The sequence below is a fragment of the Flavobacterium sp. AC105 genome, from assembly GCF_979258495.1.
In genome coordinates, this window is sequence record NZ_OZ409860.1 from 3,183,126 (window position 1) to 3,208,974 (window position 25,849).

A 25,849-nucleotide genomic window follows, 5' to 3' on the forward strand; every position below is an offset into this window, starting at 1 on the left:
TCTATTATTGGTGTTATAAACAAGAAAAAAAAATTCTAAAATTACTTGTATTAAATATTATTTATTGCGTAGAATAAAAAAGCAAAAACCATTCATAACAGGTTTTTGCTTTTTAGTTTCTTATAGGCATAATTTTAAAGTTTCAATAAGAATTTCTTGAAAGCGAGAAATTTGCTTATTCTTTGTTTTTACAATCCTATTCTTATTGCTTAAGGATAATCAAATCCAAATATTATTTTTATTACCTTATTATCTTTTAATGTAAATTCCATAAAATATCCAGGCATATTATATCGTTTTAAAAATGGTGATTTATCATAATTATTAATTCGATAAGTGATAATTAATTTATCGTTATCTTTTTTAGTTACATTTCCATCACCTTTTATTTCAATCAATTTTTCTAAAGAAATACCTAAACTTAATTTTGATTCTGTTTCAAAAATCTTATCATCCACATTATAACTAGAATTTTGAATCAACTTTTTATCACTTTCAAAGTAGCCTATTTCAAAACAACTAAATTGATCTTTTGGATTCCCCTCATAATGATAAGCCAATAAATATTGTGACTTATTACTATTACTAAAAATAGCAATAGGACTTTCTCTTAATTTCTCAATTGTAGAAATCGTTTTATCCTTTGAATAAAATTGTTTTAAAGATTCACTATTTTCTAAAAACAATAGTTTGTTTATTGTTGAGTCCGGGGCAACTTCTTTCACATCTTCCTCAATTTTTATTTTTTTATTCCCTGCGTTAGTTGAATCTGGTTTGGGAATTAGTACTGTATCAATATTTGCTTTAACATGTTTGATTACATCTGCGTTTGTATCGCTTTTATCTTTGCATCCGAAAGCTAAAAGTACTAATAGAGTTGTTATTATCATTTTATTATTCATTAACTTTTGGTATTTTGGTTCCACTTCTTCCATTATTATTTGGATTATTAGCAATATTTATTGTTGCCAGAATTGATTTATTATTTTGTAAAAAGCCTTTTACAGCATCACTAAAAGCACTAAGTTGAGTTGCATTCCCACTTAAACCAATACAACCTAATGTTCCTTCGCTATTTCCGTCTGGATGAATCCTTAAATCACTTCTATTAGTACTAAATTGGGGGGTTAAATTAAAACTAAATCCAACACCATCACTATTCATTCCTTGATTATAATCCCCATTGCCAGAACTTCTATCACGAAAATTACTCACTGTATAATTACCATTTTCTGGCGCACCGTTGCCAAAACCACCCGCAACAGCTGAAAAGGAATCTAATGATTTACTACTTCCATTATCAAAATCAACTTGTGTTGTTACAGTAACATCTCCAATTTTACTGTTTCCTTCTCTCATAGAACCAGTAACACTTATGCTATTTCCAACTTGTTCTGAAATTATATCTGCATTGTCATATAATCTTTCTTGACTTCTCAAAGAGCCTATAGATAACATTGTATTATAATTTTTATCTTCATTTGGAAAACTTGAACTTGCCTTATTAAAAGCAACTTCACTAACTTTTACATAAGTATCGGCACCTGGAGCCTTTACTCTAGTTAGTTCTTTTCCATCAACCATTGATAAAACTATAATATCACTAGGCCCCATTCCGTCAGGATCTGTAAATCTCATTGGATTATCAAAAGTATAATTATATGGCGACCATCTTCTCATTTTTTCAGCTAAAGGATCTATTGTAGTCCATCCTGCTCTTGCCGGATCATAAAAACGTGCACCATAATCGTACATCTCAAGCCCCAGTTCGTCTTGAAATTCTTTTGCATTATACTTATATTTTTGGGCCGCACTATTTCCTGAACCCAAAACTGTTGCGTTATTATAACCCAACTGTTTTAAACCAAAAGGATAATAATTATTTTCTTCTACTATTTCAGAACTTGTTACAATTCCATCATCATCAGCATCTCCATAACTAAGACGTATATTTCCTAAATGATCTTTGTATTGGTAAATATAACTAAAAATTCCACCGTTATTAGCTACATATCCCTCTGGCTGAGGGAAAAATTGCAACACATTATTCTCATATTGGTATCCGTTTGCATAATCCGTTGTTATAGTACCTACAATTTTACGTTGTTTAACACCAGTTGCATCGTAAACATAATTAATTGTACCATCCGGCAAAGTAATTTGAGTTGGCAAATTCAGGAAGTTGTAACTAATATTCATTATGCCTTTATTGGCATCAGTTATCATATTTCCGTTGTTATCGTAGGTATATTCAATATTTGTATTACTTCCGTTTTTAAAACCTTCTGTATTAGCTGTTACGCTATCGTCTACCTTTTGAAGTTTATTTCCTGAGTCATAACTATAGGTCAGATTATCAATGGTTCCAAAAGCAGCAGTTCCCGGAATGGTATTTCCATTTCTAAATAAGGTTTTTATGTTTCCGTTTTTATCATACGTTAGATTTTCATTATAATATCCTAAATTATCAGTTGCTAATGTAAGACGGTTTAAGGGATCATAATTGTAATTATAATTTCTCAAACTAGTATCAGTATTGGCGGTTTTCCAGAATGTCTGACTAATATTTCCGTTATATAAAGCCGTACCACCCAAAGTTGGATTATTATAACTTATCTGAAAAGCGAACAAATGCGCTCCTATTGCATTAACATCGTTTATACCTTTTAACCATCCTCGTATATTATAGCTATAATCTATGTTTTGTAAACGATTTTGATAGCTTTTTCCACCTACTGCTTTATTTATAAGCTGTCCTAAATCATCATAGGTATTTGATGCTATAATTTCTTCAGGCTGAGCATTTATTTTTTGTTTTTGTACCAATAATCTTCCGGTATGGTCATATTCAAAAGTATCTACTATTGTTGTTGTTAGTGCTGCTCTTGTATTTATACTTGTGGTTTCAGTAGTTTTACCTACAAAATCAAGATTACTTTTTACTATGTTGGTAACTTGCAAATAATCATTGTAACTATAATTATAAATTGGTCTTCCTTTAAAATCGTAATAGATTACATTGGTAATCCATTTGGTGGTTCCTAAAATTCTTATTTTGCTTCCGGTTGCTAATCCTTTTACATTATTTACAGGAATAATTCCATAAGAAAGAACATCTGCAGGTACAGGTCCAATTAAATCAAAATTATACGTATCATAATAATTAATAGTGTTTATATTGATACTTGTGTTAGGAAACGCAACATTGCCGTAATAAGCAGTAACATCTCCAATTGCAGTAGCTCCCTGAACCTGTTCTGATAAAACTGCTGTACTTGCCGATGCTAAATCTTGTACTATTTTACGACCATTTGCATTCACATATTCCCCAGTATAAACAGGCCTGTTTAAAGCATCGTATTTAGTAAATAACCATTTATTATTAGCTTTCATATTAGCATCCTGGGTTAGGATTGCCCTGTCTAGTTTGTCATAAACAATATATTCCCATTCTTTTCCAGGCAGTTTCTTTTCTACCAAACGATTGCGGTAATCGTATTTATAACGATAGCCTAAATTATTAAGTGTAGCTTCATCAAAAACTCCATTTGACAATGGTGGCAATACATAGCTTAGGTTTCCGAATTGATCATACACATAATAAGTGTCGTGAGAAACTTGATTATTATAAGTTCTTTTTAAAACTACGTGGCCTTCCTTGTCTTTGAATTCTTCTGTTGTTCCGTCTAAACCGGATATCCAGTTTTCATCTTTTGTTACTGTTTTATACAATTGACCAGAGGCATAAGTAGTAGTTTGTGTTAAAGATGGTTCATAAAGCCCCAAGTCTGAAAGACGATTGCTGCTTACCGCTATAAATTGTTTTACCTCTCCCGCAATATTGGTCTGATAACCTAATTTTATTTCATGGCCTAAAGTTGTCTGGGTTTTCCAACTGTTTCCCGGAGCAGCTTGTTTAAGAACACGATTCAACGGTGATGGTTCGAATGATTTTTCGCTAAAAGGATTTAATGTATTCTCATATTTTGTGGTATTGTAATAATTTGAGACATCCGTAAGGGCGCTTGTCTGCAATAAGCCTCCATTTGTAGATGCTGCGTATGGCAGATATTCTTTGCCTTGCCTTCCAAAATCATCGTATTCTGTGTGAGTTACGATATCACGAGAATCAATCCCTCTTATTAATCCCTGAATAGTCATCGGATTTAAATCAGCTTTTTGTAAAAAAGGATTATAAAAATATTGGCTTACATTAATATCAGTTGAATAATATAAATAACTTCTAAAATAAGAAGTTGTAGTAGTAGGACTCCATTTAAAATCAGTACCGATTAATAACTTATTGCCAGCCATATCATAAACGCCGCTAATTCCTGAATAACCTCCTGTATAACTTGCGGGATGAACGATTCCTACCATAAGGTACCAAGTATCTAATGCAGGCAGATTTCCGTACCAGAAATAAGGATTTCCATTTGCGGAACCATCTAAATTAACGACGTTTTGTGTGCCGTGATAAGTTAAACCATTTTGTCCTCCGGTTCGTTTTACCCAAACTGCATATTGATAAGATTGATTTTTATCGATAGCAACCTGAGAAGTATTCCAACCACCATCTGCATCACTTAATCCATCATTGACACACCTCCATAATCGATCTGTTTTACCAAATGGATTAAGACCATCCACTCTGAGATTTTCTGTTGCTCCCCCATTATTATTAAAAAAACCTATTGTGCTGTTGCCTAATGCCCAATTATTTTTCCAATCTAATAAGTTACTTGTTTTATTAGGTCCTTTATTTATAGCAACAGTTTGGTTTATACGTCCTAAACCATCAAAATAATTTATATTACTTTGAATATCTGTTTTGGATAAAATATTATAATTACTGCTTTGCACCGCCTTTTGTGGTACTTCGGTATAAATAAAATTTTCATTACTAAATTGCTGTGCTGCAATATTCATACTTGTAAATAACAATACAAACAATATTGATAGATGTTTTTTCATGTAGTTTTATGTGATATTTAAACTAATTATATTAGAAATCTCTTGAGGTAATTCTGACCAGATAGCCATTTTAATAATTTTCATTATTAATTAGAATTATAGATATAAGTTAAAAATCCTCCTGGAGATAACGAATAAGCTAAAAGCATGTTTGAACTTGTTATACCATAATAATTACCTGTTACTGTAACTGCAGTGCCGGCAGGGACCATAACATAATTTCCGGAAACAAAACTTTGGGTACTTGACGAAAAAAATCCACTTGGCGATACACCTACTCCATTTATACTTATGCTTCCAGTACCATAACCAGTCGCTGATCCGGTCGATTGAATCACCCCATAAACATAAATTGGCTTAGTTGAATTGTTACACAAGGATCCGCTTAATCCTGCTTGATTAGTTGTAGGATATGCTCCAGATGCTCTATAATATCCAAAACTGCCAGAAATAGTAGTCATAGATACTGCTGAAGATAATGCACTATCTCCATTAGCATTGTAAGCTAATACCTGAATACTATAGCTTGTAGACATATTTAATCCAGATAATGATGCAGTATTAGAAGCAAATGTTCCAGCAAGGACGCCATTTTTATATACCTTATATCCTGTAGCTCCTGAAACATATGCCCATGACATATTAACTGTAGTTTGATTTGCATTGAGAAAAGTAAGACCAGTAGGTGTAGCTACTCGGGTAGTCATTGAAACTGCTGGTGATATAGCCCCCAACCCAGATGGATTATAAGACTGTATTTGAACATTGTAAGTTGTGTTAGCTGTTAATCCAGTTAAAGAACCAGTGGTTGTATTAGATGAATCTGTATGTACACCATTTTTATGAATTCTATAAAGTACAGCTCCCGGAACAGCTGTCCAAGACATATTAATTGAAGAGGAAGTCGAACTGGTAAAAGTTAATCCTGTTGGTGCCGGAGCTAAAGTGCTTATCGGAACAGCAGGACATAAGTCTCCATCCCCTGATAAATTATAAGCAAGAATTTGAATATTGTAGGCAGTTCCAATTGTTAATCCTGATAAAGTCCCCGTAACTGTAGGCGCCACTACAGTACTTACATACGAACCATTTGAATAAATTTTGTAACCTGTAGCACCATTAACAGCACCCCAGGAAAAATTTATTGACGAGTCTGTTGCACTGCTTAGCCACAGACCAGTTGGTATCGCAGGTAATGTAGCCATAGGCACTGAAGCACATAAAGCACCATTTCCAGAAGTATTAGTAGCCAGTATCTGGATGCCGTAAGATGTACCAGATGTCAATCCGGATAAAGAGCTTGTTGTCGTAGAACCGTTTACAGTATTCATATAAGTACCATTTACATAAATAGTGTAACTTGTTGCTCCAGCGACAGCAGACCATGAAAAGTTTACTGAACTAGATGTTGCATTGTTAAAGATTAGTCCTGTTGGCGTTGCTGGTAAAGTACTCATAAAAACTGCAGAACTAAAAGATCCAATACCAGAAGCATTTGCAGCCACTACCTGAACTCCATAAGCAGTAGAAGCAGTTAATCCAGATAAAGAGCCTGTTGTAGTAGGTGCAGTTACAGTACTTACATAGCTACCATTCGAATGAATTCTGTAACTAGTTGCGCCTGTAACAGCTGACCATGAAAAGTTTACTGAACTGGCTGTTGCACTCACAAATGCCAATCCTGTTGGAGTTGATGGTAATGTACTCATCAAAACAGCACTACATAAGGCACCATCTCCCGATTCATTAGTTGCTTGTACCTGAACATTATAAGCAGTCGATGTAACGAGTCCTGATAAGGAACCTGTCGTTATTGGAGCTGTTACACTGCTTACGTAAATGCCATTTTTATAAATTTTATATCCGGTTGCTCCCGTAACAGCAGACCAGGAAAAATTAATAGAAGATCCTGTAGCACTGCTAAAAGTCAGACCTGTTGGTGAAGACGGTAAGGTACTCATTGGTACAGAAGCACATAAAGCTCCATCTCCAGCTATATTGACAGCCAATATCTGAACGCTGTATACCTCTGAGGCATTTAACCCAGATAAAGAACCTGCGGTCGAGGTTACTGTACTGACATATACTCCATTTTTATAAATTTTATAACTGGTCGCTCCTGCACTAGCATACCATGAAAAGTTTATTGACGAAGTAGTAGCAGTAATAAAGGTAAGTCCGGTTGGCGCTTCTGGCGGTGCTAAACAAACTCCGTTTGCATTGGCAAAGCTTTGACCGTTTACAGCTATCTCATTGTCTGCCTGAGCATTTGCATCTGCTTGTGATATTGTTGAGGAATAAATTCCGGCAGGAACTGAGTAAACCGTTGGCAATCCAACTGAGCCTGCAGGACAAGTCTGACTGTTAAAAGTTAAACTTTTAGAAATGTTTTTATAAACAGTTTCGGTAGCTGTATCTGTACAATTTGTTTGTTGACCTAAATAATTATAGCAATATTTTTGTAAAACATTAAAATTGTGATCTTTTATATATTTTAGTCTGTTAAAACTATCATATTCGTAATAAGTAGTTAAACCTTTTGAATCTGTAATGGTTTTTACGCCCACAAGCGGAACATAAGTGTAAGTCGTAACCAAAGCACCAGGTAATGAATTACGTAAATTATTGATTATTGCTATATCGTTCTCATTGTAATTTTCTAATCCTACTGGTGTTACTCCCAGAGCAGCTGCTACCTGCACAAAGCTGGCATTTTCAATTTTAGCTATAGGGTTTGTTTGATTGTATCCCCATAAAATAGTCACAAAAGTTCCGTTTTCCAGAGTATATTGTTGAATATTAGCCTTAGAATCATATTTATCACAAGTAACTCTTTTTTCAGTTGCCAACTCTTTTCCGGCATAAACATATTGAGGTAATAAAAGACTTCCAAAAAGTCCAAACTGAGTTTCCTGTTCCGATAGCTGCTGGGTTCCGTTAAACGTTCGCGTAACTAAAGGCGAGCTAATCATATTTTTTGCAGTTAAATTAAATGCATTTGGTTTTGCAGCCATTTCCGGATCAGATGCAAAATAACTGTCTGATTTTAAAGTTTCATTTTTACTGTTTTTGTTTATTACAGATCTGATTTTTCCTTTAGAATTATAAATATAACTTTCAGAATTAGTGAGTAATCCCCCATTTAGATAGTTAGTTGTTAAAACACTTGATTTAGCATACCAATATGAGTTCAGGGGATACGTTTCGTAAGTGTAAACATACGAACTATTTGAATCACTAGTATAAAATGGATCTCCCAAATCAACTCCTCCAATACTATGGTAAATAATTTTTATACCTTCGAAAGGTAGTTGCCAGCTTTGTAGGTTGGTATAGGCGTATTCTTCCTGTTTTACTCTATTTCCCGATTTATCAAAGGAAGTTTCAAGTAAAAGATTACCATTTTGTTGGTATTCAATCAGAGGGAAACCTTTCTTGGTTAAATTTGGTGTGTTATAGTAATTGTATACTTTTTTTCCGTTGTTATCCAATCCATCTGCTGTTAATTCAATTTCCTCTACTCTTGAATATCCAACAATATTACCATTCATTCCAAAATCAGTAGGAGAAAGCAAATACTCTGTAAATCGGGTTGATCTCGAAGTTGGTAATCCATTATTAGGCAAACCACAATAATTACAGAACATCTCTAATTCCTGAAAAGGTTTAAAGGCACTTAAAAGTTTACCTGACGAAGTACCGTCTTCATTTATATAAAGCAGCTTTTTATTGCTTGCAATAGTTCCGGTCTTTGTGTAATTTTTTATATTCGAAATTCTAAAACCTCCTCCTATAGTGGTAGATGCATCAACACCTGTATCATCATCGTAACTAATCATTGATTGAACCATAGCTACATTATAATGATCATCTGGCTTAGTATCTTTGTTTCCAGGCATATATACCGTTACAGTATATCTCACAGAAGGATCATTATCGTATTGAACATAAATATCCTCAGTCCATACTTTTTGATGGTCTCGTTCAAAATCTGCATTATATACAGATGTTAAATCCCATCTTTTAATTAGTGATTCTACACCGTTTGTAATTTTTTTAAACTCAATAAAAGAGCCTTGCATTTCCTCAGTGGTATATTGGGTGGCAGCAGGAAGTGCAGGATAGGCATAACCATTGAAAATTTTATTCTCAAAATGAATATAAACAGATTTACTTAATGCAAAAGGCGTACTAACAGTTGGACCTGTAACATAATCAACATTACGATCCAATATTCGAGGCGCTTTATGAATAAGGCTTAAATCTGCATTATTTGGAATAAACTGATTCGTGAAGGAATTAGGTTCATAATAAAATTCTGTAAATCCTCCGGTTGGATACGTTATTTTTTTAAGCAAACCTGCTTTAGCTTTCGTATTATCAGCATATCTGTTTGATTTTGTATACGAGGTAAGAAGCGAAGGCTTGTTATAAAAATTAAAATAATCTAAATCAGGAAACAGGCCTGTGTTATATTGCTGTCCATTATAATATCCCCAATAATCGATCGCCAGCGAATTCTTATCAGGAAACTGCACACTCATATCATATTCAAATAAATGAGCGGGCTTTGTATTATCAGCAGTTTCATTTGCATTATATCCAATTTCCTTAACAGAATCTAACTTTAATCTTTTACCCAAGTAGGTATTAGAGTCCGCGGATTCATTGGATAAAAAGTAAGAATATCCAAATTGAAAAGATTTAACTTTTTTATTAGTTTTGGCAGAAAGAATATCGATAGATTCTAATTTTTGTGGATTTATAGCCACATTAGACGTATTCTGCATTAGATCCTGGCGATCTCCCAAATTAAAATTAATTATAACATCATTTGACGTTATTTTTTGAAGCATTTTTACCTCACTATTGTTATATAATTGCATAACAATAGGATGTGTATCTGGTGGAGAGTTAGTATTACAAATATAATTAAGAGCTATTGGATCCTGTGAACTAAAACGGGAAGTAATCAATTTGTTTGTATACTGAAAGTTTACTGTTTTATTATTTGTTAATTGAATTGTACTTAACTTATATGTTTTTCCTGCATATTCATCACCTCCTACAGCTCCAATACCATATGCTTTTTCGATGACATCAAATAGAAAAATATTCCCATCTGGTGTTGTTGCCTTAAATCCGGCTCCTCCTCCTAAATTTTCAAAAATAATCTCGTCTTTCTTATCTATCAGAACAATTTTATTTAGATCAGGATTTATAAAAAACTTACCTGAATATCCGGAAAAATTATAACTGTAAATATCCGGTTCGCCATTACCCTGCATTAAACTCCCCATAATAGGATGCGCATCATATGCATATCCTTCAGGAAGACCTGTTTGACTATTGCATCCTTGCCAGTGTGCCATTCCTAACTGAAATATTTTACGATGGGCAAACTCGGCAGATCCGGCGCCACTACTTATTCTCGCTTTAAACGCTGTATATTCATCAAGATAACCACCAAGATAGTTGTTAGCATTATCCCAAATATCCTCTTTACCTCTAATTTCTTGAGAAATAGAACCTTCCGGTTCCAGGCTCCATCCTAAACCTACCCATGTTGCATCATCGGCAACTTTTATTCCCGATCCGTGGTAACTAAGGTTTATAGGAATTTCCACACTATTTTCTTTTATGGTATAAAGAGGAACAGAAATGTTTGCCGTTCCTGTATAATAGCCAATTGGCACATCTCCAAAACGCCCCAATAAAGCTGCTTCTGGTGAGCTTGGTATATTGTTTACTTTCGGGGCATACGAAGAATTTGTTTGAGAAAAACTAACAGTATATGTGAATATAAATAGTATGAGATATAAATAAAATAATATTTTTCTTTTCCTTATATCTTGTAATAATTGATCGTTATTCATTTGATTATTAGTCTTTTTTGGGTTAATTCTTTTTTTTAAGCGAGTAAGTATGTAAATTATTATTTTAGTCAGTTATTAGTTAAAAACGTTATTCAACATAATCATTTTAGCATATTTTTAATAAATTAATATAATAATCATTAATAATTAATATTTTAAAAATTAAATGATTAAAAAATTAACACAATATTAATATATTTTCTTTCCATCAAAACATCATATTTTTTCTTGTTAAAAAATTTAAAAAAAGCATTTACTTAACCAATTAAATACTAATTAATTATCAAAATTTTGATAAGTATTTGTCTGGTTAAAAAGTGCGTAAAATAAATTTTTCATTATAGACAAAGTCAATAAATCCGTTAAAGTAAAAAAAGTCAAAATTTCATAAAATGACAATTCTTTAGACATAACATGTTAGAAAATGTATTAATTTAAAATTTAAGGTATATGTGAGATAAAAACAAAAATCCCCTTCCGGAAACGAAAGGGGATTTTTGTTTTATGAGTATCTTCCAGTTTAAAACCGAATTCTCAGGATTTTATAAAAGCTAAATATCCGCATTGATTGTTGGTGCATCTGTCGTTGGCATTCCGTGACACAAACCCGGATATTAATAAGTTTTACGTTTTTCAAAAGTTCGGGGGCCTTTAAAGCAGTAGTTTTGTAAGGAACAATTTGGTCGTCTTCGGCATGTAAAATTAATGCCGGAATTTCGACGCTTTTTAAATCCTCGGTAAAATAGTTTCCGTTATTAATTGATTTTAAATTGAATTGCTTATAATTTCTCGTACCAGTCTAAAATATAATCTGCCACTAATTCCCATCCTTTTTCACCACAAATAAAATGGCTTTTGCCCTGAAAAATCTTCAAATCAACACGGCTGTTTTTGTCTTTGTATTTATTTGCAATGGTTGTCGTAAGCGATTCCGGAAAGATATTGTCGTTTCCTCCGCCAATAAATAAAATTGGTTCGTGCGGTTTTGCAAAATCAATATTCGAAAATGAATTCAGAACCAATTCCCTGCTTACTTTAAAACTTTCCGGAACTGCCACGCTGTCAAAAGCATTTGCTCTTTCTGCTTCGGGCAATGTATTGAAAAAGCAGTTATTATACCACTCACGGCTTCCCATAAAATATTTTTTTCCCGAGAAAAAACCAAATGCAGGCAAAACTGATTTTAATGTTGCAAAAGGAGGAAACACATTCTTTGGCGGCGCGCCATCTATGCTTACAGCAGCTGCTGCTTTACCAAGTTCTAACAATTTCATTGCTGCCATTCCTGCCATAGAATGTCCGATAATTAATGGTTTTTCGGGCAAACTTTCAATCATTTTTGCAATGTTTTCAACCACATCTATAAATCCTGTATTAATAAGCGCAGGATGAACCTGATTTCTCAAATCGGCAGGAGCTCCTTCGTGACCCGGATTCGCCGGTGTGTAAACCGTATATCCTTTTTGTTCGTAATAATTTTTCCACTTTGCCCAACTTATGTTGTTTACAAAGTTTCCATGGATCAGAATTATGGATTTTGATTTTGTCATAAGATTAAAATATTTGATGAATAATAGCTGATTATTAATGAGGGTTTTATAATTTAGTCTGCTTTTATATGCCTTCAAAAAAATAAAGCAATCCTTACGCCTAAATTACAAATAACTTATTATCAATTAATTAAATAAAATTTATTTTTTATTTATTACTAAATTTCGCTAATTTTAGATGCTTTTTTTTGATATATAATAAAATTTCAATTGAAATACTGGCTGATTGTTAAATCCTCAATTGCCCAATCAAAAATTCAAAGTTTTGGGTAGTTTAGTTCTTTTTAACAAAAAGAAATATGCTAACAATAATTTTTAGATTAGTTTATTACTTAATTAAAAAGCCCATTCCTTTCGGTTTGGGCTTAAATGCAGTATTAATCATAAGAGTGATTTTTTATCTTATTAAAAATTTTTATATGAATAATATACCAAATTCCATTTGTTATCAATTTTCTTAAAAGTATATTGAATATCATATCCGGAATTTTCTTTGTAAATTCTATAAATTGTTGTAGAATCTTTTTTAATTGTTTTTCTTTTTATCTCATCCGGGCCTTTCTTGTTTTCAAAATCTTCTTCAGAATAAAAAAGCCAGTTTTCCTTTTCCCATTGGTAAGGTTTATTTTTTGAATTGTATTCATTTTCATCTGAATTAAATCCTTCAAGAGGAAATTTTATGTGCATCATTCTAAACTTCTTGTCCGAAGAAAAAAACTTGAAAAAGGAATCAAAATCTTCTGAAGTTTTTTGTTCAATGTTTATTTTAGACTTTTCTAACTGATTTAAATCTGTTTTATTTTTTGCACAACTTATTATAAGAAAAAGAATAATTAGATTTTTTAGAGCTCTCATAGAGATTGTGATTTTCGAAATTACCTGACAAATAGAAGAAAAAAATCGTCTAAATTTTATTATTTAACGAAGATAAAATATTTTAAACAATAATTATATTAAGTTAAATGCTTAATAAATAAAACTTGAGTTTTCAATATTCATGAATAGTCAAACTCAAAATAAAACCTATAAAAAGCAAAAAAGCCCATTCCTTTCGGTTTGGGCCTTTTATTAGTCATACAACGAGTTTTGTTGTTTTTAATTTCCAAGAACAGATTTTAACTGAATGTATTTGTTAAGGTCTTTAAAATCATGTCCTTTTGCTTTCATTGATTTAATAAAAGATGGTGTAGCACCAGTTGCTTTTGCGCCAATAACATCATCAATACTCACATCATCAAAACCAAGTTCTTTATATTGCTGTACTAAATCCGGCGTGATATTTTGTGATTTTAAAGCAACTAAATCGTCGGCATTGATTTTATATCCTGCTTTTTGAAAATTACCTGCATATTCAGGTGTTACATTCAAGGATTTCATTGCGATCAAATCCTCTGTTTTGATGTCCTTATAACCTGCTTTTTGAAATCCGCTTGCATATTCAGGTGTTACATTTAAAGATTTCATAGCCAGTAAATCACTATTTGAAATATTTTTATATCCTATTTTTTTGAATGAATCAACATAATCCTTATCAATATTAAGGGACTTAAATGCAATAACATCAGCATCTACTTCGTCGCTATTATTATTCGGATTTGAATTTTCACTACTAGCCATATCATTCGCAGATTTACGAAAATCAGAAATATATTTACCATCAATACCCTGAGATTTTAAAGCTATAATATTTCCCGGACTCAAATCTTTATAACCCGCTTTGCGTATTTCTTCAATATAAGCTTTGTCAATATCTAATGATTTAAAAGGAACCATATTATCCAGATCAATATCAGGAATTGCCTGTTTAATAGACATAATATAAGCTTCGTTTATATCTAAGGCGGCAAGCGGAATAAGCTGGTCTTTGTCGATATCATTAAAGCCATTTTTCTTCAGCATTTGTACATATGCTATTTTGATATTCACAAAAAAGAAAACCATAAGATCATTATCTTTTTTAACCACAATTCCTTCTTTAAGCATTGCTTCGCTATAAGCTGAATTGGCGCTAAATTTATAAGTTCCCATTCCTTTATCTCCTTCAAATTTTCCGGTAAAAGTCATTGTTCCCGCTTCTCTTGTTAACGTAAATGTACCTTGTTTATCTCTTGGAATATTGTCGAAATCGCTTAACTGAAAAGTGCTCGAAGAATTGTTATCATTTTCATTACTTTTAAAGTTAATTTCTACAGTTTTGCCTTTGATAGTGGCAAACCAATCCCCTTCGGTTTTCATTCCGTGTGAAATGTTCGAATGGTGTTCCGTTTCTTCTTTTTCGTGAGAAGCTAGGGTTTGACTTTGCGCTGCCGGTTGATTAAAAAGGCACGCAAACAACACCATTAAGGGCAATAGGAAAAAATATTTCCATGTGGTGTGCACGTTTGATTTTTTTGAGTTCATCATGATGATTCGTTTTTTTAATAGTGATTGATTATAATTGGTTGTAAGACTCAACGGGAATTGTGGCGCGGCTACTTTTAGCAAACTAAACTGGTAGCTTTCTCTCTCAACAGTATCTTGTTTCAGCATTTGATCATCTGTCAAAAATTCGAGATTAATTTCTAATGCTTTTCTCCATTGCCAGGCAAAAGGATTGAACCATTGAAAAATAAGAACCACCTCTGCAAGCAGAAGATCTATCGTGTGTTTTTGCTCAATATGAATTTTTTCATGAAGCAAAATCTGATTATACGTTTCCCACTCATATTTTTCCGGATTAATAAAGATATTGTTGGCAAAGGAACAAGGCGCTTTATCATCTGTAATTTCAACAATACGGAATTTCCCATCCTGAATAACCGACTGTGAATAAGCTCTGTAAAGCAAAATAACGGCCTGCATTAAAAAATTTAACCCAAAGATTATCACGCCAAACCAATACAAATAAACCAGCCATTGTAAAACTGACTCAACATTGATGCTTTGTTTGGTCTCTTCAACAAGTGTTGGCTCAACATGAACAGGATTCTTTTTTAACGCTGCAGTTTCAATCTTACTAACCGGAGCTGCAACAGTTGTAATATGTTTTTCTGCAGAAGATTTTCTAAACGATAATTGCTGAGGAACCGGCACCAAAGGCAAAATAAAAGCCAATATCATACAAGTCAGCAATACATATCTGTTTAAATAAAAGAAGGTTTCCTTTTGCAAAAGCAGTTTATAAAACACAAAACACGCTGAAAGAATAAGGGCTGTATATAAAATATAAGGTATCATATTTTTTCTTTTTTAATGATGTTTACGATTTCATCTAATTCCTTTTCTGTAAGTTTTTGCTCTTTTGCAAAAAAGGCAAGCATTCGAGGATAAGAATTATCAAAATACTGACTCACAACATCTTTCAATGCAAATTGTTGATATTCTTCTCTCGTAATTACCGGGAAAAAACAATGCATATTTCCAGCTGTTTCGTGATTCAGAAATCCTTTTTCTTCTAATATTTTTACAATTGTTGCCACACTATTATAATGTGGTTTTGGGTCTGGCAGTAATGGAATTATATCTCTTATAAAGGCTTTGTTCAAATCCCAGAACACCTGCATGATTTGTTCTTCTCGTTTGGCTAGTTTTATCATGGTTTACTATTTTCGTGCAAGATACTACTAATTAATTAGTAGACAAACTAATTTGTTAGTTATTTAACTAAGAGATTAGTTATTGAAGGAATAAAAATTTAAAAATTCCTTCCTAAATAAATTTAAACTATTGATTTTCAGAACAATAATAAACATAATGATTTTAAATATTTTTTTTGAATGTCTGTTTATGAAGTCGCAACAATTTCCATTTTAAAGCCAGATTTCATTTAAATTTAAAACTCAAGGCATTCTTTGAAAAATAAAACAGTGCTAAAAGTTTTAAAATAAAGTTTTTTTTCTTTGTTAAAATCACTAACTTGTTTTATAAATATGATTAATCTAAAGTATTGATCTTGCTTCAAACAGGTACACTTCTACATTTTTAAGCAAATATGAATGTACCATACCCGAAGTAATTTTTCAATACCATAAAAAATGCACTTAACTATTATAATTAAAAAATAAAACTATGCGAGTATCAGTCATCCGTAAAAACATATTATTCACCCCCGATTCTAAAAGAGTTGTTGCCCGATATTTTATGAATGGTGATGAACGGACCCAACAAATGGTCATACGGATAATGATGCTTGACGAAAAACAAGTATTAGAAACCTTAGAGCAGACGCTGCGTGAATTTGCCAGACGTCATCGAAATATTTCAGCCATATTTTTTAGACATTGCGAAAAAATAAGACCCGTAATCGAATCCATGCAAATTGATTATGAAGCTTTATCCCTTAACAGAAAAATGCTTATTGGGTCCTATTGCACAATGGAATATGCGATAGAATCTGCCGCTATTTTTAATCCTTCTATAGTTGAAGATTTTGATCAGTCGGGTTTAGAAGAAGGTGAAAAACGTGTTATCATTTCTTTTCGTGCAACTGGTGAAGGCCATATTTCATCAATTGTTTTTAGAAGAGGAATTCTCGATAAAAACAATAACCTTCAGGTAATGAAAATTGGTCATAATATTGACAAGGCCGAAATTATGCATAAAAGCTTTTTTAATAAAGAAAGGTTTTTATTGAAATTATCCGAAATGCATACACAAGACAAATACATTACGCAAATCATGCAGGATTTGCCGGATGAATTTGAATATGCTGTTCTGAAAAGTATGGTAAATACAGCTTTAAGCGATCCGTCAATTCGTGAAGAAAGAAGAACTGCATTAAACGAAATAATCTGGCTGGCAAAATCATTTTATGATTTAGAATTCAAACATGATTCTGATATTACAGAACGTGTTATTTTTCCAATTTCGGACTCTGAAAGCCGTGGTATCGAAGACGCCCGTTTTGTTCGCTTTGTCGATGACGATGATTCGGTTCGTGTTATGGCAACTTATACCGCTTATAATGGTCACACGATATTGCCTAAACTTATTTCTACCGAAGATTTTTATACTTTTAGAGTAATGCCTTTGCACGGAATTGGTGCTCAAAATAAAAACCTGGCTTTGTTTCCAAGAAAAATAAAAGGCAAATACGTCATGCTTGCCAGAATTGATGGCGTTAACAATTATATCATGTATTCTGAAAGAGTGACACAATGGAACAATCCTGTTCTTCTTCAGGAACCGCGTTATACATGGGAATTTACACAAATAGGAAATTGCGGATCACCACTTTGGACCGAAGAAGGCTGGCTCGTTATTACGCATGGCGTGGGTACAATGAGACGTTATTGTATTGGCGCTTCATTGTTTGATCTCGATGATCCGTCTAAAGAAATAGGAAGACTAAAAGAACCGCTGCTTTCGCCTCTTGAAGATGAACGAGAAGGTTATGTACCGAATGTTGTGTATTCATGCGGCGCCATTATTCATAACAATAGTCTGATATTACCATATGCAGTATCTGATTATTCCTCTACTTATGCAATTGTTGATATGGCAGAATTAATAGATGCTTTGAAGAAAAGCAACTAATTCAAACAATTAATTTAGTATCTGAAAAAGCTTAATTCTTATGGATTAAGCTTTTTTTATGCTTTTTATTTTCTAAAATTAAATTTCTTTTTTAATTATAATACCAGCAAACATCAACTATAAACACAATTTACTCTTTGTGAAATAATTAAATCAATTATTTTTTAACAATATATTAATATTTTTCTTATTATTGTAGCACAGTATAGTATAGTACTGCATCTTAACTAACTAAACCTAAATTATTATGCAAGAAAAAATTACAATAGAAAAATGTTCTCTTAAATCGCTGCTTACCATACTATTGTTATTCGTAGCAATATATAGTTCAGCCCAAACGTATGAATTCGAAAACGGAACGCTCACCAATAGCGCCAATATTCAGAATTGTGATGCGTGCTCCAACAAAATAGTCGGTAATTTGGGCGGAAACAGCAGTGTTTCGGTAAATGCAACTGTATCGGCCTCAGGTTGGTATAATCTTCAATTATTTTATTGTACGGGCGATCCGCGAACAATTCGGTTAACTGCCGGTTCAGCTGCAACAATAGTTATTCCGTGCGATCCAAGTGGCGGATGGAGCACTGCAGCTTCAAAAACCATAAGTGTGTATCTAAACAGCGGAACCACTGCCCTGCTTTGGGACAACACGAGTACATGGGCGCCTAATCTGGATAAATTTGTTCTAACGCCTATTAGTTCCTCAAGTACACAAACAGTTTCTTTTGGCACCAATAATAGCGTAGTTTACAATCTGGGCACTAAAACCTATAGCGTAAAATTTAATGGCGCGACGGTAATTACCAATGCATCGGCTTATGCTTTTAGCGATCAGCAATATGTGAGCAGTAATTTTGCTTCGGCAGTTTATACCACACAATCCTTTACAGATAATATTGGCAGCGGCACCAAACATATTTTCACTTTAAGTGGAAATTATACACTGGGAATGCAGCAAATTTTTTATACCTATACCAATAAAAATTATCTGGCCGTACAAGTAGTTCTTACCGGAAACGGTTCTAACTGTTATAAAATGTCACCATTAACAAGTTATCAGGTTACGCCAAACTTTGGTACCGGAGACACCAGAGCAGTATTTGTTCCTTATGATAATGACGCATGGGTTCGTTATAATGCATATCCGCTTAATTTAGCCGATTTTACGGCATCTGAGGTTACTAATATTTATAACAATACCAATCGCAAAGGCTTAGTTATTGGATCTCTTGAACATACAAAATGGAAAACCGGTATTACGGTAAACGGCGCTGGCACATCGTCTGCCTATGTTTCGGTTATTGCAGGATGGACCAAAAAAGAAATTACTAGAGATACCCGTGGTCATGGTTGGGTAAATGTGGGTCAGACGAGTTGCGCTTCGCCAAAAGTAATTATAAATGCCACTGATGACTGGCGAACTGGTTTTGAGGAATTTGCACAAGCAAACGCAGCGCTTCAGCCTAAATATATTTTTGACTGGACTGCGCCAAAACCAATTGGCTGGAACAGTTGGGGTGCTATGCAAACCAGTATTAATCAGACGAAGGTAAATGCTGTTGTAGACTTTTTTCATAATGATTGTCCGGCATACAAAACCGAAGACAACACACTATTTATAGACCTTGATTCGTATTGGGATAATATGAGCGATGCGCAATTGGCACAATTTGTTGCGTATGCAAAAAGCAAAGGGTTTAAGGCCGGAATTTACTGGGCTCCGTTTGTAGATTGGGGCAAATACAACCGTCAGGTCGAAGGCAGTTCTTATAATTATAACCAATGTTGGACAATTGTTAACGGAAGTCCTTTTGAGCTCGACGGCGCTTATGCCATGGATCCTACAAGTCCGGGAACTAAAGCCAGAATACACTATTTTATCAACCGCTTTAAAGCTGCAGGATTCGAAATGGTAAAAGTCGACTTTTTGACGCACGCGAGCATAGAAGCCGATAGTTTTGTAAACTACCAATTACACACCGGAATGGAAGCTTATCAGGAAGGAATGAAATATTTAATCGATGAAATTAACGGAACAATGCTGGTCGAAGCAGCAATATCGCCTAATCTGGCAACAGGTCCATATGTTCATGTACGTCGTATTGCGTGCGATGCATACAGCAGCATTGGCGATACTGATTATACGCTTAACAGTACAACTTATGGCTGGTGGCAAAATCAGATTTATGATTATCTTGATGCTGATCACGTTGTATTTGGCACTGTATCTGATGGCGAAAACCGTGCGAGATTACTAAGCAGCGTCGTAACGGGAACGGTTACAAGCGGTGATGATTTCTCAGTTGCAGGAGCCTGGAAAGCTAAATCACAAAATCTTTTGCAGAATAATGATGTTATGAATGTTGCCCGTAACGACATGCATTTTATTCCTGCCGATGGTAATACGGGTTACAATGCCGCCAACATTTTTTCGGCGACACAGGATAACGTTACTTATGTCGCTGTATTCAATTACAGTAATGCTGCTGCAACCAATAATGTTAGTTTAAGCCGTCTTGGTTTGGGTTCCGGAAATTATACCGTAAAAGAGTTATATTCCGGTACTACAAGCACAGCGCAAGGTACATTAAGTGTGCAATTACCAAAAGCTGATGCCGCGATATATGCCATTTCCCTGGGATCAACATTAAGCAGTCCGCAATATAATTGGGGAATTGCCTCGACTAATTATATATTTCCGAATCCGGCATCAACAACTTTCAGGATAAAATTTGACAATGCCATAAATGGTCCGGTTGCTTTATCTGTGTACGATATGGGCGGAAAAGAGGTTTGGAAAACGTCTATAGATGCTCAGGATTTAATGAGTTCAGAAGTACCTGTAAATAATCTGACTAACGGCGTTTATATGATAAAAGTTTCAACGCCCGGAAGTCCGGCAAAAAGCTACAAATTTGTTAAGAAATAAGTAAATTATGTTTCAAAAAATCCTGATTTTCATGTTCATTGAAAGTCAGGATTTTTTATTCCAACAAAACTGTTTTCTATTTAAATTTTGAAATATATTCCCTGCAAAGGCAATAAATCCATTGATTAAATGTTTTATTAAGAGACCTAATGTGTTTCGTTATAACGACTCATTTGTTTTATTAATATGAAAAAAGTATGAAAAAAATATTATTCCTCGTTACTATAATTAGTATTTCGCTTCAAGGATATGCACAAAAAGAACTAAATGGCAAATACAAACCAATTCAGTCTAAAAATGGTGAAGTGAAGGAAGTTCCGCCTCCGGCAAATACGCCGCCAACCGCAGATCCTGCACCTTTAAAAGATTCAATTGTTTTGAAAATTAATCCGGATGATCTTTATAAAAATAATATCCTGTATAAAAAAGAAGCCAATGTTGAAGGTATATTCTATAGAAGAAATGAATATTTAGGAAGTTTTGTAACCAGTTCATTTACATCAACAGTACGTTATCGTGACGCTGCTTTTGTAGATGGCGATAAAATCAGGGTTTATCTAAATGATAAAGTTATTGAGCCGGAAGTAAATTTGGTTGGCGAATATAAAGGGTTCAAAATAAATCTGGTAAAAGGAATCAATAAAATCGATTTTGAAGCTTTAAACGAAGGTTCTGCTTCGCCAAATACGGCTGAATTTCAGGTGTATGACGACAAAGGCGCTGTGATTGAAGCCAGCCAATGGAATGTTGGTACAGGTTATAAAGCGACTATTATATTGTATAAAGAATGAGATTATATTAGCCTCAAATAAATCCTTTAAATTAATTTATCAAAATCCCGTATTATATTTCTGTAATAATATATGATAATTCTATAAAAAGATAGATAGCGCGTTTTTTATATTTGATTGATTATCAACGATAATTAAGAGTTTTACAAATCATAAAGAACTTTAAATCTATTTATTATGGAGGCAAAAAACGTAATATCCCGCCGCTCTGCAATTACGGGTATGGGCGCAGTACTTGCAACCGCGTCAATTAATCCTATAATGGCAAATGCCTTAAATACCGATCCATTTTATATTTCGAATGGTACCGAAGATCCAACATCCAAATATCCCAAACCGCCATTTAAAGAACAATCTCAACCATGGCCGGGTTTAGTGAGTAAAATGGATCCGCGGCCTGACCACGGCGAAAAAAGCTATAAAGGTACAGGACGACTTAAAGGCCGCAAAGCACTGATAACAGGAGGTGATTCCGGAATGGGCAGGGCTGCAGCAATTGCCTATGCAAGAGAAGGCGCTGATGTAGCAATAAATTATTTTCCTACCGAAGAAGAAGATGCCAGAGAAGTTATCCAGCTAATAAAAGCCGAAGGACGCAAAGCTGTTGCAATTCCGGGAGATTTGCGCAATGAGGAATTCTGCAAATCACTTGTTGAGCAAGCCCAAAAAGCACTCGGCGGACTTGATATTGTGGTCAATAATGCAGCACGACAACAAACACATGCATCAATTTTGGATATTTCGACAGAACAATTCGACTGGACTATGAAAACCAATATTTATGCACCATTCTGGATTATTAAAGCAGCACTTCCCTATCTAAAACCCGGCGCTTCAATAATTGGAACCAGTTCTGTACAAGCATACGCACCAACTGAAGATTTATATGATTATGCACAAACCAAAGCGGCTACCACAAATTATATTAAATCATTGGCCAAACAGCTTGCGCCAAAAGGAATCAGGGTAAATGGCGTTGCGCCGGGACCAATCTGGACTCCGCTACAAGTTAGCGGAGGTGCTACAATGGAAAAACTTAAAGAATTTGGAGGACAAACCCCAATGGGAAGACCCGGACAACCCGCAGAACTTGCTTCTATTTATGTACAGCTCGCCGCAAATGATGCCAGCTACGCAACAGGCCAAATTTATGGTTCAAGTGGTGGTGAAGGAAATCCTTAATAATAAAAAAACTTGGACTAAATTATTTTAATCGTAAAGTTCATTCTGCAAAAAAATCCTGTTTCACGACGAAACAGGATTTTTTTACAGGTTAATTTTTCTGCTAAATTTCTTTTCCTAAAACTCTTCAGAAAATTTAAATTGTTATATTTACTTTTTTAGCTGACAAAATAACCCTGCAAGTATATAAATTTCGATACTGTTGGTTAATAATTTTAAGAAGTCAAAATGGAAAAACATATAGAATCAGTAGCATCGTTACCTCTGGAAAATAATCCAACAACATATTCTCACATACAAAAAGCCGATTTATTACCGGATACGGAATCTCGCTTAGATTCCATGGAAATGAAGGAAAAACCCATGATGGATCCCAGTATTCCGTTTAGGGATTTGACCAATCTTGCAAGCAAAAAAGAAAGTATTGCCAAAATTATTGACAAACTTGATGTTGAAACCAATATCAGGTATCAAAGAACGGTTGAAGATACGTATTGCAATGTGTATTCTTACGATTATTGTTATTTCTCAAAAGTCTATCTTCCAACAGTTTGGTGGACGGATGAATCTCTGGAAAAAGTTTTGAAAGGACAAGAAATAGAACCTGTTTTTGAGCAGACTGTTGATCGCATTTATTCCAGCGCGATACACGATTGGTTTTTGCAATGGGGAATTAATTTTGGATGGGAAAGAATGTTTACGGCTGATGAAATTCAGAATAAGGTAAATGCTAATGGCGGAATTGGAATAATTTGTGCCAAAAGAAGAGAAAAAGGACTTTCCGGACATATTGTTCCTGTTGTTCCCGAATCGGATCTGCATAAGGCGTATCGCGAAAACGGAAAAGTAGTATATCCGCTACAATCTCAGGCAGGGAAATTAAATTATAATTACTTTTCAGAAGTTCGAAAAGACTGGTGGAATGATGAATTATACTCTTCATACGTCTTTTATTACCATGAATAAACAAAACAGTAAAGATATTTGTTTTAACCTTTCAAAAAAATATTGATTTTCAGCGTGTTAACTACTTGGAAATAACATAATAAAAAACTACTTTTGCAACTTGGAAAAAAGAAGGATCGCAAAAGTTGCCATTTCGCTATTCTTCTGCTTAAATTATTGATATAAAAGTAATTAATGTCAAAAGTAATTTTATAACCCCATTATAAAAATTTACTTTTTTCTCAGCCTTTCAGTCGATAAAAAGTGCAAAATTCCAAAGACTAAAATATAGATTCCTATAATTTTAAAAGTAAATCAAAACTTTTTTAATGGATGCAAACATATGCTGAATCCATTAAGAGTTTTTTATCTCTGATTTTTAAGAGATTATATTCGTATTTCCGAATAAAAAAGAATGACTTTAAGAACTTGAATTAACCATAAAAAAAGAAAGTAAGTATAAATGAAAGACAATCAGACAAAAAAATATTATTGGGGAATAGGATTAGAAAACGAAACCTACATGCAGTTTGAAGAATCCCTAATAGTTTCTGGTGAATTTATACAAGAAAAAATCGGTTTTGAAAAATATAGTATTGACTACAGAAAATGCTATAAACCGGAAAGTTTAGCTCCTATTTTGAAAAAAGCTTTTGGTTTGAATGAAAACTACAAAGTGAGCCGAATGATGAATAGTCATTCGCTGGAAAAACTTGACATTAACTATCAGCACAAAACACTATCAGCAAAAAAACCTTCTGCTGATACTGAAACTGCCGAAGTAAGCGCACAACCACTGGAAAATCCTGAATATTTAGGAAAATCTATTATGGAACTTTTTCTGGAGAATCAGCCTTACAACATTCAAAGTATGATTACCCAAAGAAACAAAACGATGGGTTCTGTACATTTTGATGGTGATTCTATCGAATTTGTAACCAAATATTTTGAAAACAGAACAATAGCTGATTCCTGCAAAGAATTAAAAGCTACCAAGAAATTGTTTTTGGATAAAATCAACGAATCATCTGTTTTAAACGGAAAATTAAATTTTCCGGATTACAACAATGGTCTTAATATGTTCATGACCAATCAGGAGAACCTGGTTTTGTTTAATAATGGAACGTATCATTTTCATATAACTTTGCCGTCATTAACAGAAGACAGCAGAATTGTTGATTATAACGAATTTGAAAAAACACACGCAAACGCCATTTATTTATTGCAATGGTTTGAGCCTTTTTTTATAGCAACTCTTGGAAGTCCTGATATTATGGGCGTTATAAGTGATACATATAGCTTAGACAAAAAATTTACTTTAGGTTCTATGCGAAATGCCATGTCACGCTATATTGGTGTTGGAACTTATAATAAAGCAATGCCAAAAGGTAAAATCCTGACCTATAATGTTGATGATTTTAGAAAATTGCTAAAATTTGAAAAAGAAGAAAATATTTGGTGGCGCGATCAGATTGAGGCAGATATGGAATATGAAATGCTTTCGGAAGTTGGTCTTGATTTTAATCAGGAAAAAATGTACCAAAGCGGTTTCGAATTCAGAAGTTTTGATGAATTTCCGGCTGAATATTTAAACGATGTCCTTTTTTCTATTATTTTGATTTGCGAGCATTCTTTAAACTTGCCGGATGTTCAGTGGGGACATGATAGCAAAGCCTGGAATAATTTGGTTTTTAAAACTTTAAAATCAGGTTATGCAACCGAAATCAATGAAGATGAAAAAGCTGAAGTTTTAAATTTACTTCAACTATTGAATCCTTCAGATGAAAATTACAATATATTAAAATCTGAATTTGAAGCTATCGTAATGTTAGATGAATTTTTCTTTAAAATTCTGGCTGTTTTACACGATAAATACAAAGACGACAATGTTTGCCTGGATGCGATGTACGGACAAAAAACAAGTTTCCCTCCAAAATGGGACAACTTTAATAAATACCAGACAGAAAGACACTTGAAACAAATTGGCGCTTTTTGCGAAAATTAAAATTTTATATTTTACAAAATAAAGATATTCAAATCCACATCAAATTATGATGTGGATTTTTTTTATATCCAAAATTTATAAAA

The 25,849-nt window shown here is 33.6% G+C and carries 13 protein-coding genes; 6 read left to right on the plus strand and 7 right to left on the minus strand.

Annotation, left to right across the window (positions count from 1 at the left end):
- Positions 1–209: 209 nt before the first annotated feature.
- The 7 genes from ACZ0AH_RS13075 to ACZ0AH_RS13105 all read right to left on the minus strand — a co-directional run bounded on the left by ACZ0AH_RS13075 (position 210) and on the right by ACZ0AH_RS13105 (position 15,975).
- Entirely contained in the window at positions 210–935 is a 726-nt protein-coding gene (locus tag ACZ0AH_RS13075; RefSeq protein ID WP_463476236.1) for a hypothetical protein, read from the minus strand.
- Entirely contained in the window at positions 895–4,974 is a 4,080-nt protein-coding gene (locus ACZ0AH_RS13080) for a DUF6443 domain-containing protein (protein ID WP_463476237.1), read from the minus strand. Before ACZ0AH_RS13080 ends, ACZ0AH_RS13075 begins: the two co-directional genes overlap by 41 nt.
- Before the next feature lie 86 nt (positions 4,975–5,060).
- A complete protein-coding gene (locus tag ACZ0AH_RS13085) occupies positions 5,061–10,850 on the minus strand; it encodes a fibronectin type III domain-containing protein (RefSeq protein WP_463476238.1) in 5,790 nt (1,929 codons plus the stop codon).
- Between the two features lie 779 nt (positions 10,851–11,629).
- Positions 11,630–12,400: an alpha/beta hydrolase gene (locus tag ACZ0AH_RS13090; protein ID WP_463476239.1), complete on the minus strand. Its 771-nt coding sequence runs from the start codon at positions 12,398–12,400 to the stop codon at positions 11,630–11,632.
- A gap of 405 nt (positions 12,401–12,805) precedes the next feature.
- A complete protein-coding gene (locus ACZ0AH_RS13095) occupies positions 12,806–13,090 on the minus strand; it encodes a hypothetical protein (protein ID WP_463476240.1) in 285 nt (94 codons plus the stop codon).
- Positions 13,091–13,495: 405 nt separating this feature from the next.
- Positions 13,496–15,616, minus strand: a complete 2,121-nt coding sequence (locus ACZ0AH_RS13100; protein WP_463476241.1) for a M56 family metallopeptidase — start codon at positions 15,614–15,616, stop codon at positions 13,496–13,498.
- On the minus strand, positions 15,613–15,975 hold the full coding sequence (locus tag ACZ0AH_RS13105) for a BlaI/MecI/CopY family transcriptional regulator (protein WP_463476242.1): 363 nt from the start codon (positions 15,973–15,975) through the stop codon (positions 15,613–15,615). The genes ACZ0AH_RS13100 and ACZ0AH_RS13105 overlap by 4 nt, the downstream gene beginning before the upstream one ends.
- 472 nt (positions 15,976–16,447) lie before the next feature.
- Between ACZ0AH_RS13105 and ACZ0AH_RS13110 the strand changes: the two genes are divergently transcribed.
- The 6 genes from ACZ0AH_RS13110 (at position 16,448) to ACZ0AH_RS13135 (ending at position 25,766) form a co-directional block, all read left to right on the plus strand.
- On the plus strand, positions 16,448–17,914 hold the full coding sequence (locus ACZ0AH_RS13110; RefSeq protein ID WP_463476243.1) for a glycoside hydrolase family 130 protein: 1,467 nt from the start codon (positions 16,448–16,450) through the stop codon (positions 17,912–17,914).
- Positions 17,915–18,161: 247 nt separating this feature from the next.
- Entirely contained in the window at positions 18,162–20,843 is a 2,682-nt protein-coding gene (locus tag ACZ0AH_RS13115) for a T9SS type A sorting domain-containing protein (RefSeq protein ID WP_463476244.1), read from the plus strand.
- Between the two features lie 197 nt (positions 20,844–21,040).
- Positions 21,041–21,634 carry a hypothetical protein gene (locus ACZ0AH_RS13120; protein ID WP_463476245.1) on the plus strand — a complete coding sequence of 198 codons (594 nt, stop codon included), beginning with the start codon at positions 21,041–21,043 and terminating at the stop codon, positions 21,632–21,634.
- A gap of 261 nt (positions 21,635–21,895) precedes the next feature.
- Positions 21,896–22,816 carry an SDR family oxidoreductase gene (locus tag ACZ0AH_RS13125; RefSeq protein WP_463478110.1) on the plus strand — a complete coding sequence of 307 codons (921 nt, stop codon included), beginning with the start codon at positions 21,896–21,898 and terminating at the stop codon, positions 22,814–22,816.
- A gap of 228 nt (positions 22,817–23,044) precedes the next feature.
- The gene (locus tag ACZ0AH_RS13130; RefSeq protein ID WP_463476246.1) at positions 23,045–23,782 is read left to right on the plus strand and encodes a hypothetical protein; all 738 of its coding nucleotides are present in this window, start codon (positions 23,045–23,047) and stop codon (positions 23,780–23,782) included.
- Positions 23,783–24,224: 442 nt separating this feature from the next.
- The gene (locus ACZ0AH_RS13135; protein WP_463476247.1) at positions 24,225–25,766 is read left to right on the plus strand and encodes a hypothetical protein; all 1,542 of its coding nucleotides are present in this window, start codon (positions 24,225–24,227) and stop codon (positions 25,764–25,766) included.
- Positions 25,767–25,849: the final 83 nt, after the last annotated feature.